11 protein-coding genes and 1 pseudogene are annotated in these 16,140 nt (G+C 41.0%); 10 read left to right on the top strand and 2 right to left on the bottom strand.

The features are described 5' to 3' along the window. Nucleotides 1-4: 4 nt before the first annotated feature. Together glgP and ACMX3D_RS22260 are read right to left on the bottom strand one after the other, a co-directional pair. The gene (gene glgP, locus ACMX3D_RS22265) at nt 5-2,569 is read right to left on the bottom strand and encodes an alpha-glucan family phosphorylase (protein ID WP_482747995.1); all 2,565 of its coding nucleotides are present in this window, start codon (nt 2,567-2,569) and stop codon (nt 5-7) included. 298 nt (nt 2,570-2,867) lie between these two features. After that, the gene (locus ACMX3D_RS22260) at nt 2,868-3,203 is read right to left on the bottom strand and encodes a hypothetical protein (RefSeq protein ID WP_482747994.1); all 336 of its coding nucleotides are present in this window, start codon (nt 3,201-3,203) and stop codon (nt 2,868-2,870) included. A gap of 609 nt (nt 3,204-3,812) precedes the next feature. Here ACMX3D_RS22260 and ACMX3D_RS22255 point away from each other — a divergent pair. The 10 genes and pseudogenes from ACMX3D_RS22255 to hpsP all read left to right on the top strand — a co-directional run bounded on the left by ACMX3D_RS22255 (nt 3,813) and on the right by hpsP (nt 16,104). Continuing rightward, the gene (locus ACMX3D_RS22255) at nt 3,813-3,941 is read left to right on the top strand and encodes a hypothetical protein (protein WP_482747993.1); all 129 of its coding nucleotides are present in this window, start codon (nt 3,813-3,815) and stop codon (nt 3,939-3,941) included. Nucleotides 3,942-4,461: 520 nt separating this feature from the next. Continuing rightward, nucleotides 4,462-5,172 (top strand): acyltransferase, encoded by a 711-nt coding sequence (locus ACMX3D_RS22250; protein ID WP_482747992.1) that lies wholly within the window; start codon nt 4,462-4,464, stop codon nt 5,170-5,172. Between the two features lie 63 nt (nt 5,173-5,235). After that, nucleotides 5,236-5,376: pseudogene (locus ACMX3D_RS22245) on the top strand (hypothetical protein); the annotation flags it as partial. Nucleotides 5,377-5,779: 403 nt separating this feature from the next. Continuing rightward, on the top strand, nt 5,780-8,308 hold the full coding sequence (locus ACMX3D_RS22240) for a glycogen/starch/alpha-glucan phosphorylase (protein WP_482747991.1): 2,529 nt from the start codon (nt 5,780-5,782) through the stop codon (nt 8,306-8,308). 424 nt (nt 8,309-8,732) lie between these two features. Next, nucleotides 8,733-8,849: a photosystem II reaction center protein I gene (locus ACMX3D_RS22235; protein ID WP_482752401.1), complete on the top strand. Its 117-nt coding sequence runs from the start codon at nt 8,733-8,735 to the stop codon at nt 8,847-8,849. A gap of 135 nt (nt 8,850-8,984) precedes the next feature. Then, the gene (locus tag ACMX3D_RS22230) at nt 8,985-9,119 is read left to right on the top strand and encodes a hypothetical protein (RefSeq protein ID WP_482747990.1); all 135 of its coding nucleotides are present in this window, start codon (nt 8,985-8,987) and stop codon (nt 9,117-9,119) included. A 180-nt stretch (nt 9,120-9,299) separates the two neighbouring features. Continuing rightward, complete coding sequence (locus tag ACMX3D_RS22225; RefSeq protein WP_482747989.1) at nt 9,300-11,846, top strand: DUF3769 domain-containing protein; 2,547 nt, start codon at nt 9,300-9,302, stop codon at nt 11,844-11,846. Between the two features lie 222 nt (nt 11,847-12,068). Further along, the gene (gene hpsL / locus ACMX3D_RS22220) at nt 12,069-13,727 is read left to right on the top strand and encodes a hormogonium polysaccharide biosynthesis protein HpsL (RefSeq protein ID WP_482747988.1); all 1,659 of its coding nucleotides are present in this window, start codon (nt 12,069-12,071) and stop codon (nt 13,725-13,727) included. Between the two features lie 84 nt (nt 13,728-13,811). Beyond that, the gene (gene hpsN / locus ACMX3D_RS22215; protein ID WP_482747987.1) at nt 13,812-14,834 is read left to right on the top strand and encodes a hormogonium polysaccharide biosynthesis glycosyltransferase HpsN; all 1,023 of its coding nucleotides are present in this window, start codon (nt 13,812-13,814) and stop codon (nt 14,832-14,834) included. A gap of 97 nt (nt 14,835-14,931) precedes the next feature. Then, nucleotides 14,932-16,104 carry a hormogonium polysaccharide biosynthesis glycosyltransferase HpsP gene (hpsP, locus tag ACMX3D_RS22210; protein WP_482747986.1) on the top strand — a complete coding sequence of 391 codons (1,173 nt, stop codon included), beginning with the start codon at nt 14,932-14,934 and terminating at the stop codon, nt 16,102-16,104. Nucleotides 16,105-16,140 lie beyond the last annotated feature (36 nt).

Raw genomic sequence — 16,140 nt, 5'->3', positions numbered from 1 at the left:
TGACTTATTCTGCCCAAGCAATCAATCTTGGTTCATAAGCGCTAGACAAATGTGGGTGCTTGGGTAACACGCGCAAGGACAAGCCTTGAAAACCAGAGGTAGTGTAGATGATATCTGCTGTGTAGACACTCAAGCCTTGGGGATCTTGCCCTTGGTAATCCATCACTACGGGAATCGCATTGACGATTTCACCATTGGCATCGATCGCACCTTGATATAACTCCACTTGGATATCATCATTACTCAAAGTTGCTAAATCAACTTTGGCTTTAACAGCAACGCTTTGGTTAACCTTAATATCTGAACCCACTGAGACATCAATATCTTTGATTCTGATGTTAAACCAGTGGTCGCTGAGTTTAGCTTTCCAAGCTGCTAATTCTTTAGCTGGGGCATAATTATCAGCAACTAAAGTATGACAGCGATCGCTGGCTGGGAAATAAGCTTGCTGGGCATAATCCCGTACCATCCGCGCTGTATTGAAAAATGGACAGTTCAAGCGAATTGCATCTTTCATTTTGGCAACCCAATGCCGAGGTAAACCATCTTCGTCGCGGTGGTCATAAAATAAAGGCACAACTTCCTTCTCTAACAAATCGTAGAGGGCGTTAGCTTCCACCTCATCCTGATAGTTGGGATCGTCGTAATTTTCGCCGTGTCCAATTGCCCAACCTGTGCGGACATAATCAGCTTCATCCCACCAACCATCAAGAACACTTAAATTTGGTAAGCCATTCATCGCAGCTTTCATACCGCTAGTACCCGAAGCTTCCCGTGGACGACGGGGTGTATTCAACCACACATCGCAACCAGCCACCATTAACCGAGATATGTGAATATCGTAGTTAGGAACGAAAACTACTTGTTTTTCTAAATGATGTTCGCGGATAAAATGATTGATTTCACGAATCAGTTCTTTGCCGGGGATATCTTTGGGGTGGGCTTTACCAGCTATGACAAATTGGACTTTACGGCTTTTATCACCAAGTAAAATACGTTGAATGCGCTCTAAATCACGCATCCATAGCGTAGCGCGTTTATAGGTAGCAAAACGACGGGCAAAACCAATTGTTAAAACATAGGGATCTAATACTTCTTGGGCTTGGGCAATTTCCGAAGGTGAAGCACCGCGATCGCGCAAATGCTTAACGAGATGATCCCGCACGTAAAGTACCATATCCAAACGGCAGCGTTCGTGATTGCGCCACAACTCCTCATCGGGAATTGCTTCCATCCGCTCCCACAATTGGTTTTCTGGTGGTACTGATGACCAATTTGGCCCTAAGTAGCGATCGTACAACTCTTGCGTTGATTTAGCCACACAACTGCGAGCGTGAACACCGTTGGTAATAGCGGTGATTGGTACTTCCTCGACAGGGACTTTCTTCCACAAACCTTGGAACATCTGCCGCGATACCACACCATGCAGCTGCGCCACTCCGTTAGAAAACGTTGCCATTTTCAACGCCAGCACTGCCATACTGAACGGTGCGGATAAATCGCCAGTATTTTCTCGTCCCAATCCTAAAAACTGCTCTTTAGGCAAGCCAAAGATATCTGCGTAGTATCCCAGATAATACATAATCTTGTCAGGAGGGAACAAGTCAATCCCCGCAGGTACAGGTGTGTGTGTCGTAAAGATGTTGCTAGACATCACTACCTGTTTGGCTTGGGCATAGCTCAAACCTTCTTCTTGAATCAAGATGCGGATGCGCTCTAAAGCTGAGAATGCAGCATGGCCTTCATTCATGTGATAGGCCGTGACATCATAACCCAGAGCTTTCAGCATTTGCACGCCACCGATGCCCAACATGATTTCTTGGTGGATACGCATATCGATATCGCCACCATACAACTGATCTGTGATGTCATGATCATATTGGTTATTGGGTTCGATATTGGTGTCTAACATGTACAAAGGCACCATTCCCACCTGGACGCGCCACACTCTGGCATACACCTTGCGCCCCGGATAATCAACCGCAATCTGTAATTCTGAACCGTCGGGATTGCGTTCTAAATGCAAGGGCATATTATAAAAATCGTTGATGGGGTAACGTTCTTGTTGCCAGCCATCAGCATTGAGATATTGAGCAAAATACCCTTGTTGATACAGTAAACCTACACCAACTAGCGGTAGTCCTAAGTCACTGGCAGATTTTAAGTGATCACCAGCTAGAACGCCTAAACCACCAGAATAAATAGGTAAACAATCAACTAAGCCAAACTCTGCCGAAAAATAGGCATAACATTCTTTTGGCTTTTGAGCGCGTTGTTTCTGATACCAAGTTCCTTCTTTGAGATAATCTTCTAATTGGCGGGCGGCGCGATCCATTTGCGCTAAAAAGCCATCATCTTCAACTACCTCCAAAAGCCGTGCTTGGGAGATAGTACCCAGCATTAATACTGGGTTATGACGGCTAGATTCCCATAAATCTGCATCTAAACGGCGAAATAAATCTTTGGTGTCAACATTCCAATCCCAGTGCAAGTTATATGCCAGCCGTCGCAGTGGTTCCAGGCGCGGTGGTAGTGATGGGGAAACATTGAATGTGCGAATTGGCTGCATAGGGTAGCAATTCTCCAAGTTCAGCTATGGTTATTGTTTACTGTCTTTATGCAATGATGCCAATTCTTTATACTGTGTTTGTAAAGTACTTGTGACTTTGTTAAGTATTAAAAACTTTAGAGTAAAGTTATCGCTAAACCTTGCGCCAAGCAAATTTTTGCTTTTTTTGTGTTCTCCTTTAGTGTCAGCTTGGTGAGCAAAATTTAATAATTAGCTAATGATTGAATTTGTCAAAGGAATGGCATAAAAACTCTCTATCGCAGCCAGAACAGAGAGGATAATGTCTAATTAGCAATGTTTAACCTCCCAAAGAAGGCTGATCTTGGGTATTTTTTGGCATTGTGAGAGTCTGAGCTGCTGCATAAGCAAGCTCTGCTGCTATTTTGTAAGCAAGCTTTATATTAGATGTAGATGCTCTATCCCTATCCTTGTTGGGAGATGGAGAATTGGCTTGTCGATGTTTTGACTCTCGTTGAACTTCACCAGAGGCGATCGCACGTTGCAAAATAATAAAAGCATCCAAGTCTTCTGAGTCATAATCTCGCCGCAGTAACACTTGTATCTGGTTTTGCTCGGCGATACTTAAATAACCAGTTCTAAAAGCTTGCTGGACGATTTGTTTAATTTCAACCATAATTTCAACCAAGTGCGGCAGTAAATGAGAGGAGCTTAGTCTGTAAATGTGATTTTCTTGTGAGGATTCCTGCTAAAAACGTGTATTTTCTCTAGAATTCAAAATTTATAATAGGGAAGAATCTAGACACATCGTCCATTTGGCTCACCTGATCGGGTGATTTACAAATTTTGAAATTATGGTTATGGCTGCTAAAAATGTTTTCATCGTTGCACTCTGAGTAATATAACTTGCAAACAGTAGGGCAGATATCATTTGCGGCTTTCTCTACAGCCTGTGTTGTTTGAATCAAAACAATTTTATAAATAAATTTAAAGTTTTCTAATTAAAGGAAACAAGTTTCTGTCAACTGACAATAGGAGAAAAATTTTATATTTTCTCAATGTTCTTTTAATGATGAGTATAAAATTTTTAATTTTGGTAATTACTGGTAAATGAATGTTGTCTTAGTTACTAATTTTATTCTATCAATCATATTGTTATAAACTTACTACTTGCGAGTGAGTCATTACAAAAAAAATGTGTTATTCTGGGAAGCAACTATTATGAAAAGCCAACCATCTCAATGAAATCGTGACTTGGTTAAGTTGTAAATCATCCGTGTGCAACATGAGCGTAGCGGCATACTCTAAAAATTTATTGCAAGAAAGTCGCCATTACAATCGGGGAAGCGCTTATTTGTTTGCACCGATGGTCAATTTTAATGTGATGGCTGAAGTTGGTGATACTCCACCTTAGTGGAATTGTAATTGAATATCAGAATAACAAGACAATTTCAACCAATACTATATTTTGATTGATAAGAATTTCGCAGCAATTTTGAGCTTATCAGTTCAATATATATTGCTGTTGTTGAAGCTTGAGCAAAATTAAATAATGGCAGATATCAAGCTACTCAAACTATTTAATAGTCTGAATGTGAAACTGCAATCTGTATAGTAGCAAGAAAATAATCGTAGCAGACATTAGTATCTTGCTTCCCGAAGCATCGTTACTATGCACCGAGTTAGAGTTGGCAATAGTAATTGATGTCGAGATAAATTATCTGTGGCGATCGCCCTAATTAGATAAGATTGCAGTTTTCATCAACAATAGTTTTTAGCCTGCTAGTTTTTCCAAAAACTATGAAAAAGTATTGAAAGTTTGTGGCTTAATGTTTAACCGATTTAAAACTTGAGCAATTCCAGATAAGCGGCACTACCAAAAAATCAGCATCTTCAATGCAGCCAACACAAATTTACCCAAAAAATATCAAGTCATGAATAACCAAATATTTCCTGCAAAATTCCAACGCTTCAAAGAATTATTACTCACGACTTTATTAGCAGACATTCCTACAATTGCTTTTGGAACAAAACTCCGTAATTTGTTATATCGCTCTATTTTTTCTCGGTTAGATAGTCCAGTTTATATTCAAAATGGCGTGGAATTTTTAGGCACTGATCGGATTGAAATAAACAAAGGAGTGTATATCTTTAAAGGTGTGCGTATAGATGCTCAAGGACACTCAAACAATAAAATTTATTTAAGTAATGGCGTAGCTATTGAACGTAACGTTGATATCGGGCGTTTAGAAAATACATGTATCTATATCAATGAAGAAACCTTTATTGGCCCTAATGTATCTATCGCCGGGCCAGGAGATATTACAATTGGCAAGCGCTGTATGATTGCATCTCACTCAGGTATATTTGCCAATAATCACAATTTTACCAATCCGCTAGAGCCAATTAAATACCAAGGCATTACTCGCAAAGGAATAGTAATTGAAGATGATTGTTGGTTAGGGCATGGAGTAACAGTGTTAGATGGTGTAACTATTGGACAAGGTAGTGTAATTGGTGCAGGCGCAGTCGTCACCAAAGATATTCCGCCATTCTCAGTTGCTATAGGTATACCTGCACGAGTCATCAAAAATCGCATGAGTCAGCAATTATCAGAGAGAGGAGTAGAAATTTCTCGGACATAATTACCCCCGCATCTAAAGAAAAGTGTGTCTTTTTTTTCCTTCAATTTAATCAAGCCGTAGAATAGCGATGACTTAAGTTATACCGACCCTGTTAACGACAGCATTAGTCAGAAACAGGGTATTCGCATTGGCTTTACCGATGGTTCTCTCATTGTGGTGCAACTTTCCGGTACAGGTACTCAAGGTGCAATCCTAAAAGTTTATAGCAGTTATTGGTTGAGTTCAGTACATTTTTGACCTCTCTCCAAACCTCTCTCCTACAAGGAGGAGCCACTGTGTTGCGGAGGTTCCCTCCGTTGTAGCAAGTGGCGTAGAGGCTTTGAGTCTTAATCCCCTTCCCTTGTAGGGAAGGGGTTGGGGGTTAGGTTTGTATTAAACTCAACTGCAAACGGCTATATTGAGCAACCTACGAAACATATACCGCCGAATATAACCTTGATTCCTTATAAGTACTTGCTTGTTTCATTACTCGTGCTGAAGAAATAGTTCAGAACTGAGAACTAACGGGACGGAACCAACTGTGATGACTTAGGGCTGAGTGCTAAGTCAGGAATTAGGATTTCTGATTTCTCTCTTGCTTACTCTCTGTTCTCAATAGGAAAGAATTATGACGACATTTGAGCAAGCTCCAATATTGTTATGTGAATTTGAAGACGATCGCACAGGGTTAAGTAAAGAAACCATCAAACGCGCCCTGGCTGATAATCTTTTTTACATTCAAGGTAAAGTTCCGGCTACAGCCACGCCCAATGATTATTACATGGCTTTGGCTTATACAGTGCGCGATCGCATGTTGCAACGCTGGTTCAAAACCACTGAAACTTATACAAAAAAAGGTGTCAAAGTTGTCAGTTATCTATCGGCAGAATTTCTCTTAGGGCCGCACTTAAGTAATAATTTAATCAATCTAGGAATTTACGATATAGTCCGCCAAGCTGTTGCAGAATCTGGGCTAGATTATGTGCAATTGCGCGAAATTGAAGAAGAGCCAGGACTGGGAAATGGCGGGTTAGGTCGTCTGGCCGCCTGTTACATGGACTCCCTTTCCACCTTAGAAATTCCCGCCATTGGCTATGGAATTCGCTACGAATTTGGCATCTTTGACCAAGAAATTCGCGATGGTTGGCAAGTTGAAATTACAGATAAATGGCTGCACTTAGGTAATCCTTGGGAAATTGCTCGTCCAGAAGAAAGCATAGAAGTCAAATTCGGTGGTCGTGTCGAAGCTTATTATGATGAAAAATGCCGCTATCGGGTACGTTGGATTCCCGATAAAGTGGTCAAAGGTGTTCCCTACGATACACCCATCACAGGTTATCGCGTCAATACTGCCAATACCTTACGTTTGTGGAAAGCAGAAGCACCTGAGTCTTTTGAATTCCGAGCATTTAACGACGGCGACTACTACGGTGCAGTCAACAAAAAAGTAGTTTCCGAAAACATTACCAAAGTTCTCTATCCCAATGATGATTTGGTTAAAGGTAAAGAACTGCGCCTAGAACAACAATATTTCTTTGTTTCTTGTTCCTTGCAAGACATGATCCGTCTGCACTTGCAAAAAGGAGAAACCTTAGAGACTTTCCACCAATCATTTGCGGTGCAACTTAATGACACCCACCCATCCATCGGTGTGGCGGAATTGATGCGGCTATTGGTAGATGAGCATCAATTAGAGTGGGATCAAGCTTGGCAAATCACCCAAAATACCTTTGGCTACACGAACCATACCTTGTTACCAGAAGCTCTAGAAAAGTGGCCTTTAAGACTATTCAGTAACTTACTACCCAGACATCTGCAAATTATTTATGAAATTAACCAGCGTTTCTTAGGTCAAGTTCGTGCTAAATATCCTGATGATAGCGATCGCCTAGCACGGTTATCTTTAATTGATGAAAGTGGTGAAAAGTATGTCCGTATGGCACACCTAGCCAGTGTTGGTTCTCATGCAATCAATGGTGTCGCCGCCTTACATACAGAGTTACTCAAGCGTGATGTTCTCCGGGATTTTTACGAATTTTGGCCGGAGAAGTTCAGCAACAAAACTAATGGTGTTACACCACGCCGTTGGATAGTAGCAAGTAATCCCCAACTAGCTAACTTGCTCACACGCAAAATTGGTGTCAATTGGATTGATCATCTAGAGGATCTCAAGCAACTTGAAGCTTTTGTGGAAGATGCTGAGTTTCGTCGAGAATGGCGAGAAACCAAGCAGGAAATTAAAGACAATTTGGCAGCTTATATTAAGGAAAATCACGGGATTGAAGTCAATCCAGAATCGCTATTTGATGTTCAGGTGAAGCGATTGCATGAGTACAAGCGACAACACCTGAATGTGCTGCACATCATTACCCTCTACAAACGCATCAAAGACAATCCCAGCCTAGAAATCACACCCCGCACCTTTATTTTTGGTGGTAAAGCCGCTCCTGGCTATTTCATAGCGAAATTGATTATTAAACTGATCAATTCCGTAGGTGATGTAATTAACAATGATCCTGATGTGCGCGATCGCTTAAAAGTAGTATTCTTACCTGATTACAACGTCAGGTTTGGTCAACGGGTTTACCCAGCCGCCGACCTGTCAGAACAAATCTCCACTGCGGGTAAAGAAGCTTCCGGTACTGGCAATATGAAATTTGCCATGAATGGTGCGCTTACTATTGGCACACTTGATGGCGCTAATATCGAAATCCGTGAAGAAGTGGGAGCGGAAAACTTCTTCTTGTTTGGATTGACAACAGAACAAGTTTACGATTTGAAAGCCAAAGGTTATAACCCTTGGGACTATTACCACAACAATTCTCAACTGAAAGAAGTGATTGACTTGATCAGTTCGGGATTTTTCTCTCATGGCGATACTAATTTGTTCCGTCCACTAGTAGACTCGCTGTTGTATCACGATCCTTATATGCTGTTTGCCGATTACCAGTCTTACATCGACTGCCAAGATCAGGTAAATCAAGCTTACCGTGACCAAGAACACTGGACAAAGATGTCAATTCTCAATACAGCACGCATGGGTAAGTTTTCTTCTGATCGAGCCATCAAAGAATATTGTCAAGAAATCTGGAATACTGTACCAGTGAAAATCGAATTAGAAGAATATATTCAAGCTAAAGCTGGTTTGAAACTGTAACTGCTTCTGTTTGTAGTTGAGGCTGGGTGTAAGGGTGTAAGGGGGTGGGGTGTAAGTAAGGGTTTTGAACACCTACACTCCTACACCCTAAATCAATGTTTTTGAGGCAAAACATAAAAACCTACACCCTTACACCCTATACCCCCACACCCTAAAACTTCAGGAAACCTCTGGCATTAATCAGCGTCACAAGATTAGCCAGTCAACAACACATCTCACAGGCATCTGCTAATAAAACCAAACCACAGCATGAGATAATAACCAAACTTGTGCCATACTCTATGGGGTGGTCATAACATAGCCCTCCACTCTCAACAGAGTCCGCTCAAAACGAGACAAGATTTGGGTAAGATAAAGGAGCTATCTTTTCTGCATGGCAGATACCGAGAGAAGCTTTTTTCTGAACCCCTTTGGAGATATTTCTATGCTGACTTTAAAAATCGCTGTTTATATTGTTGTTGCCTTCTTTTTGACTATTTTTGTCTTCGGATTTTTGTCAAACGATCCTGCTCGTAACCCCGGTCGTCGGGATTTAGAGTAAGAACAAGACAAATTATCCGCGACTGCCAGAAGGTGGAAAACACCCAAAGTCACGGACAATTGCTTGCTATCCTACGGGAAGGCTTTACGCCTACAACTAAATGACAGTTGCTACAATAGGGAAAATCCGCAGCCAGTGGCTAAAACGGAGTTTCCCTTCGCAGTAACTGGGTTTCTTTCCACAGGACTAGTGGTGAAACATACTGCCTCTAAAACTCCAACAGACAGTGGGCTTTTGATGAGTTTAGCTGATGGCAAAGTTGCTACCTAGTAGGAAGCCGCCCTCTGCCAAAAACAAAAGCAATTTAGGCAAAGCAGTGTCCTAGACAATGCAATTTCCTCTTTTTAGCGGCTTGCTGCACGTAGGCAGAAAGCAAAAGTCGGAAGACAAAAAGTTAGTTCATCTTTCCGGCTATCAGTTGGCTATTTGTTAGGTTAATTTTGCCCAGATATGCTTCATCCAGTTCTGCCGCCAGCACCGCCTCCTGTTGTTGAACCTATAAAATCTACAAGTTCTCTGTCATCGGTTAGCAATACCCAAACTTATTCGTTTGTAGATACAGTTAGTAATCCCGAAAATATTGCAGAAAAGCCACAAAGCATCCATGTTGCGGATAGTAAAAATGCGTCCCCTCAGCTAGTGCCGATCGCAACGGCTCCAGATAATATAGTCACTACAAAAACTCTACCTACTCCCAATAGCCCAGAAACTTTACCATCAGCACTGTCTCCTTTCTCCACATCCAAAAATGCGGCAAGTTTAGGGCAACCTTTAGGTATTAGTTATGGCATTCAGCCAGTGAATGTCAGCGGTCAAAATGCAATGCAGGCTGGCTCGACTGTTCAGCAATTCCCATCCCCAGAACAAATTGTCGCTGAAAAAGTAATCGAGCCAAAAGCCCAAAATACAACTACTGCGCCAGCACAGCAACCAGAAACTATCAATCTTTCTGGTACATTTACTGATCATGTACCGAGTGATCAGCCAGTCCAAAATATTATCGAGTTTAAGTCTCGCAACCTCACCAGCGAATCGAATCCGCCAACAAATATAGAATTCAAATCTCCTAGCCCACCAACTCAACTAACACCTACTTCCCCGACTCCCCAACAGCCATCTCCTACTACAAAACCAGTAGTTAGGGAGAGAATTGTTGAAGTCATTTCCGATAGGCAGGAGTATGATGAGCAAAGGCGAATTGTCACGGCTGAAGGTAATGTGGTAGTGCGATTTGATGGGGCTGTAGTGAATGCCGATCGCCTACAAGTCAATTTAGCCAATTTAATTGCTGTGGGTGAAGGCAATGTTGCTCTCACTAGGGGCGATCAATTATTGCGGGGTCAACGTTTTACTTATAATTTCCTGCAAGACAGTGGGGAATTAGAAAATGGTAGTGGTGAAATTTATATTCCTTCAGCTTCAACCGATTTAGGCTTTTTACCCACTGATATCACGGCGGGTGGTGTGCCACAAATAACACCAAGCGATCGCGCTCGTGCCAATCAGCCACTAACTGGTGTCAGAAGTCCGGGAGGAATTAATGTTGTTGTAGGTGGTCGAGGTGCAAGCAATCTGCCAAACCCAAAACAAGGTGGAGAAGTCAAGCGATTGCGGTTTGAAGCCAAACACATCGATTTTTATCCGCGAGGTTGGCAAGCTAGGGATGTAAGAATTACCAATGACCCATTTTCGCCTCCCGAATTAGAGTTACGTGCCAGTAAAGTCACTTTGACACGCCAAGCCCCCTTAATCGACCGCATTAAAACCGAACGTCAGCGTTTAGTCTTTGATCAAGGTGTCAGCTTACCCATACCAGTAGATAGCCAGACCATTGACCGTCGGGAACAAGAAGTAACTCCAGCAATTGTTTCTCCTGGTTATGATGGTGATGACCGGGGTGGTTTATACGTGGAGCGGAGTTTTACACCCATCAATACAGAACAAGCACGTTGGACAATCACGCCACAGTTGTTTGTGCAGAAAGCTGCCCAAGGAGGTTTTAGCAATCCAGCGTCTTTGTTTGGTGTGAGAAGTAAACTGAATGCCGTTTTAGGCCCAAAAACAACCCTGCGAGGTTCTGGAGAATTAACGAGTTTTGACTTGACCGATGTAGACGAAAATCTGCGAGCGAGTTTGCGACTGCAACAGCAATTGGGCGATGTCAATCCCCATATTTTGAACTTGGAATATAGTTACCGCGATCGCTTATATAACGGTTCTCTCGGCTTTCAAACTGTTCAAAGTAGTTTGGGTGCTATTGTCACCTCTCCGATAATTCCTTTAGGAAAAAGTGGCATTAACCTTAGTTATCAAGCAGGCGCACAATACATCAATGCTAATAGCGATCGTCAAGACTTGTTTGAATCTAACTCCAACCAAAGCATTGAGCGTATTTCTTTGGGTCGTTTGCAAGCCAGCGTCGCTCTCAGTACTGGTGTGTCCCTATGGCGAGGAAAACCATTACCAGCTACCGCGACCCAAGGCTTACGCTACACAGCCAATCCTGTAGTTCCTTATTTAAGTGCGATCGCTGGTGTCACAGGTACGACTAGCTATTACACCAGTGGTGATGACCAAAGCACTCTAATTGGTACAGTTGGCTTAGTTGGACAGATTGGACATTTTTCTCGTCCTTTTTTAGATTACACAGCTTTTAATATCAGTTACTCTCAAGGTTTAAATAGCGGATTATCACCTTTTTTGTTTGACAGATCCGTTGATACTCAAACCCTGAGTGCGGGAATTGTGCAACAAATTTATGGGCCATTCCGGATCGGTTTTCAAACATCAATTAACTTGGATACAGGCAGAGAAACCAGTACAGATTATATTTTGGAATACAGTCGCCGCACCTATGGCATTACGCTACGCTACAATCCTGTCTTAGAATTAGGCGGTTTCAGCATTCGCATTAGTGACTTTAATTGGACTGGTGGTACAGATCCATTTTCTACTAACCAAGTCAAACCAGTAGTTGGCGGTGTACGCCAGGAATAATTCCGAGAGGAAAAGGTTGAGATTTCTGCATCGATGTCTTTTTTTGAGTCTCATTAGACACAAGCTTTATGTATGTTATTATCAGGTTTTAGCTTTCGGGATTAAGTTAAGTAGCCATCATAAACCAAGAAAAAGCGCTGGTAAAGTAGAGGCGAGAAACTATTATTTATGACTCAGCATTCAGCACTTTTTATACAAAGGCTAATAGGCTAGAGCGCTGCTATGACAAAAGTAAAATCAAAATTTCAGAAATCAAAAAACTCAAAAAAGCAGCCTGCAAAGGAAGCACCTACTCTTAGTCTTCAAGAAAGGTTAGCCCAAAAGCGAAAAGCAACCAAAGACCGCAAAGAATTCATGGATTTGCTGACTAAATCCCTTTCTGGCGGTTTATTTTTAGGCTTTTTGTTGTTTTTAGCCGCTGGAATTAAGGCAGCATTACCTGCTGTCTTGGGTGTGATTGTGATGTCTTTTTCATACAAATACCCCCGCCAGGCTTTAATTGGCTTTTTGATTTATGTCCCTTTTGGAGGAACAATTACTTATTACATTGGCAACAGTCCGGTTCTGCAATTAGCTAAAGATTCATTTTACGTTCCAGCGGCGATCGCGCTTTGGCAGATTTGCCGCAAACAGAAACTACCATTCGTTATCCCTAAAGAAATTCAAATTCCTTTGTATTTTGTCTTAGCTTCCAGTTTATTAACTCTAGTATTTATCAATGGCGGACAGCAACTTAACCCCCCACCTGCTGGTCTATTCAAAACACCAGTTAAGGAAATACCCATAGGCTTAGGAATTTTAGGTTTAAAAGTATTTTTAGGTTATGTGCCTTTAATTACTTGTGCTTATTATCTCATTCGTGATAAAAAAGATTTTCTCAGAATAACGCGTTTACAAATTGTTCTCATTCTAATTTGCTGTGGACTAGGACTGCTTCAATACATACTATTAGTAGTTGGGATTTGTGAAGGTACAAGAAATTTAGAAGGTGCAGCTTTATTTAAAGCCACACTTGATGCGCGATGTTATTTTGGTGGATCTTTAGTCTATAGTCCCAGTCAAGGAATTATTCGTCTACCAGGAACATTTGTTGCTCCTTGGCAATGGGCATGGTTTTTAATTTCTAGCACCTTTTTTGCTTTCGCTACAGGCTTTTCTGATCCCTCAGTTTTTTGGCGGCTAACAAGTTTAGGTTCTTTAGCTTTAATCTTTGTTAATGCTGTAGTTTCGGGACAAAGAATTGCCCTAGCATTAGTACCTACTTGCTTTGTATTGTTACTATTGTTGACTGGTCAAATTGCTAACCTAAAACGGTTTCTCCCTATAGGAGTAGGATTAGTGCTAATTCTGGGCATTGCAATGGTGAATAACCCAGAGGTTGTCCAAGAAAGAACTGACAGTTTTATTAATCGTTGGAATGCTTCACCACCGCAAGATTTTATCATTCAGCAATTTGAGGAAAACTGGAAAAACGTAGACACTCCTATCGGAAGTGGCTTAGGTCGGGCGACTAACTCGGCGCGTGCATTGGGTGAGACTAAGTTAGTAGAAACTTACTATCCAAAAGTTTTATATGAGGTAGGGATTTTTGGTGTGTTGGGTTTTTTCGCTTTAGTCAATGTCCTGACATTTACAGGGTTCAAGACTTATCGCTCAATAAAAAACCGTAATTTCCGCAGTTACGGAGCATCTATGTGGGTGTTTATATTGTTTATTAGTTACAACACCTACTACTATCCTTTAGATGTTGATCCGGTGGCTGTATACTACTGGTTTTTTGCAGGAATACTATTCAAATTGCCAGCATTGGATAAACAAGAAAAGGAAGATGCCGATCCTGAACAAGTCAACAAGAAAAAGCGTCTACAAATCAAGTTTTAATTGAGTATATTTCTATTAAAGAAATAGATATCATAACAGGTAATTCTACTATCTAAAAAACAATTTATTTGAGAATAAAAGCACATGAATAATTTGCCTTTGATTTCCGTAATTATTCCAACCTACGGACGAGAGGAAGCACTACGAGATAGCATTGTGGATGTTCTCAATCAAGACTATCCCAATTTTGAAGTTTTAGTAGTAGATCAATCTCCAAAACACCAACCAGAAATTCAAGCTTATTTAGAAGAAGTCTCTGCACAGGGTAAAATTCAATGGTTTCGTCTAGATTGGGCTAGTTTACCAGGAGCGCGGAATTATGGTGTGCGTCGCTCATCTGGAGAAATAATTTTATTTATTGATGATGATGTGAAGTTAACGCCTGGGTTTTTAATGGCTCATGCAAAAAATTATTTCCAAAATCCAGAAATTGGGGCTGTTGCTGGACGAGTATTTGACAGAATGAAATTGGGTGAATCAGGTGGAAAATTACAGATTGAATACCTACCTCCCCAAGCGATGGATCCAGGTATTGCTTGGTATTATATTGATTTAGTACACACAATAAAACCCCAACAAGTGCTAACAGCGAGGGGATGTAATATGTCATTTCGCCGTGAAATTTTTAGTAAGTTTGGTTTAAGATTTGATGAGAGATTTCGCGGTAGTGCTGTACGGGAAGAATCGGATTTTTGTTTGAGAATAAGACAGACAGGATATAAAATTTGGTACGACCCAGAAGCACATTTAATACATTTAGGTGAAGAAACGGGTGGTTGTCATGATATTAGTACGCGATCGCTCAAATATCAACTCACTTTCTATCACAACCATTTCTTAATGAGTTTGAAAAATCTGACACTGAACGAAGCTTTACGCCTATACGCTCGTTTATTTGATTGTCAGGTTTTTGGACATCCACCTTGTAACAAAAGTGGTTCTTTTGTTGCGGTTTTATCTCGTGCTATGTTTTACGGTTTAGGCTTTATCAAAGCTTTGGGAACTCATATCCAATCAATCTGGAATGATGGTCAAGTCTACAGTAAATTGGATCAACAATCAGAAATGTTAGTTGCTAGTAGATATCCTTCTATGTCTGCTAATTGAAAAGTGCGATCGCACTCTTAATATCCCCGACTTCTTTAAGAAGTCGGTAATCTGATGCAATAGGATTAAGATAAAAACACAAAAATATCCAGTTTAAATGCGAATACTGCAAATCGTTCCGTCTATTTCTTTGATTTATGGTGGCCCTAGTCAAATGGTATTAGGACTAGCACCCGCTTTGGCTAAAGAAGGTGTAGAAGTTACTATTCTCACAACTGATAGTAATGGTGATACTGGTCAAAAACCTTTGGATGTACCTTTAAATCGTCCAATTAAACAAGATGGTTATGAGATAATTTACTTTCGCTGTGCGCCATTTCGTCGCTATAAATTTTCGCTGGATTTACTAAAATGGCTGAAAAATTATGCTGGCGAATTTGATTTAGCACATATTCATGCTTTATTTTCTCCTATTAGTAGTGCAGCAGCAATGGTCTGTCGTCAGCAAAAATTACCTTATATTTTGCGTCCTTTAGGCACTCTCGACCCGGCTGATTTGCAGAAGAAAAAACAATTGAAAAAGCTGTATGTAGAACTTATTGAACGTCGCAATTTAGCAGATGCAGCGGCGATTCATTTTACTAGCGACCAAGAAGCCAAAATATCAGAAAGATTTGGGGCAAATACACGAGATTTGGTGATACCTTTGGGGGTGAAACCTACTCAAAAAAATTATCAAAGTGTCATCCGCAGTCAGCTAGGAATACCGGAAGATGTGCCTTTGGTACTATTTATGTCGCGGATTGATCCAAAAAAAGGGTTAAATTTATTGATTCCAGCTTTAGAGAAACTGTTGGATAGTGGGTACAAATTTCATTTTGTGTTAGCTGGGACAAACCCTCAAGACCCAGATTATGAACAGAAAATTCAAACTCAAATTGAGAATTCATCGTTGCGATCGCATACTACCATTACAGGCTTTGTTAGTGGTGAGTTAAAAGCTGGTTTATTGCAAGCTGCTGATTTATTTGTTTTGCCTTCTTACTACGAAAACTTTGGTATTGCAGTGGCTGAGGCAATGGTAGCAGGAATACCTGTAGTTATCTCTGACCAAGTGCATATTTGGCAGCAAGTCAGTGATAGTGAGTCGGGATGGGTAGGGACAACAGATGTTTCAGCGTTATTTGAGTTATTACAACAAGCTTTGCAAAATCCTCAAGAATGCCAACGCCGGGGACAAAATGCTCAAAAATACGCCTTAGAACATTTTAGTTGGGATGCGATCGCTCGCCAAATGATTCAAGCTTATCAGCAAATTCTTCACAACTGATTTTTACGAACCTTTTCTTTTTCCTTTATTTCATAC

The sequence above is a fragment of the Anabaena sp. TISTR 8404 genome, from assembly GCF_056847745.1.
The sequence above is the reverse complement of the archived record's forward strand: the minus strand, read 5'-3'. Positions and strand labels throughout refer to the sequence as shown.

What these genes read in the sequence shown, in the direction of transcription:
- glgP (WP_482747995.1), bottom strand. Translation starts at nt 2,569, where the DNA reads ATGCAGCCAATTCGCACATTCAATGTTTCCCCATCACTACCACCGCGC.
- ACMX3D_RS22260 (WP_482747994.1), bottom strand. Translation starts at nt 3,203, where the DNA reads ATGGTTGAAATTAAACAAATCGTCCAGCAAGCTTTTAGAACTGGTTAT.
- ACMX3D_RS22255 (WP_482747993.1), top strand. Translation starts at nt 3,813, where the DNA reads ATGAGCGTAGCGGCATACTCTAAAAATTTATTGCAAGAAAGTCGCCAT.
- ACMX3D_RS22250 (WP_482747992.1), top strand. Translation starts at nt 4,462, where the DNA reads ATGAATAACCAAATATTTCCTGCAAAATTCCAACGCTTCAAAGAATTA.
- ACMX3D_RS22240 (WP_482747991.1), top strand. Translation starts at nt 5,780, where the DNA reads ATGACGACATTTGAGCAAGCTCCAATATTGTTATGTGAATTTGAAGAC.
- ACMX3D_RS22235 (WP_482752401.1), top strand. Translation starts at nt 8,733, where the DNA reads ATGCTGACTTTAAAAATCGCTGTTTATATTGTTGTTGCCTTCTTTTTG.
- ACMX3D_RS22225 (WP_482747989.1), top strand. Translation starts at nt 9,300, where the DNA reads ATGCTTCATCCAGTTCTGCCGCCAGCACCGCCTCCTGTTGTTGAACCT.
- hpsL (WP_482747988.1), top strand. Translation starts at nt 12,069, where the DNA reads ATGACAAAAGTAAAATCAAAATTTCAGAAATCAAAAAACTCAAAAAAG.
- hpsN (WP_482747987.1), top strand. Translation starts at nt 13,812, where the DNA reads ATGAATAATTTGCCTTTGATTTCCGTAATTATTCCAACCTACGGACGA.
- hpsP (WP_482747986.1), top strand. Translation starts at nt 14,932, where the DNA reads ATGCGAATACTGCAAATCGTTCCGTCTATTTCTTTGATTTATGGTGGC.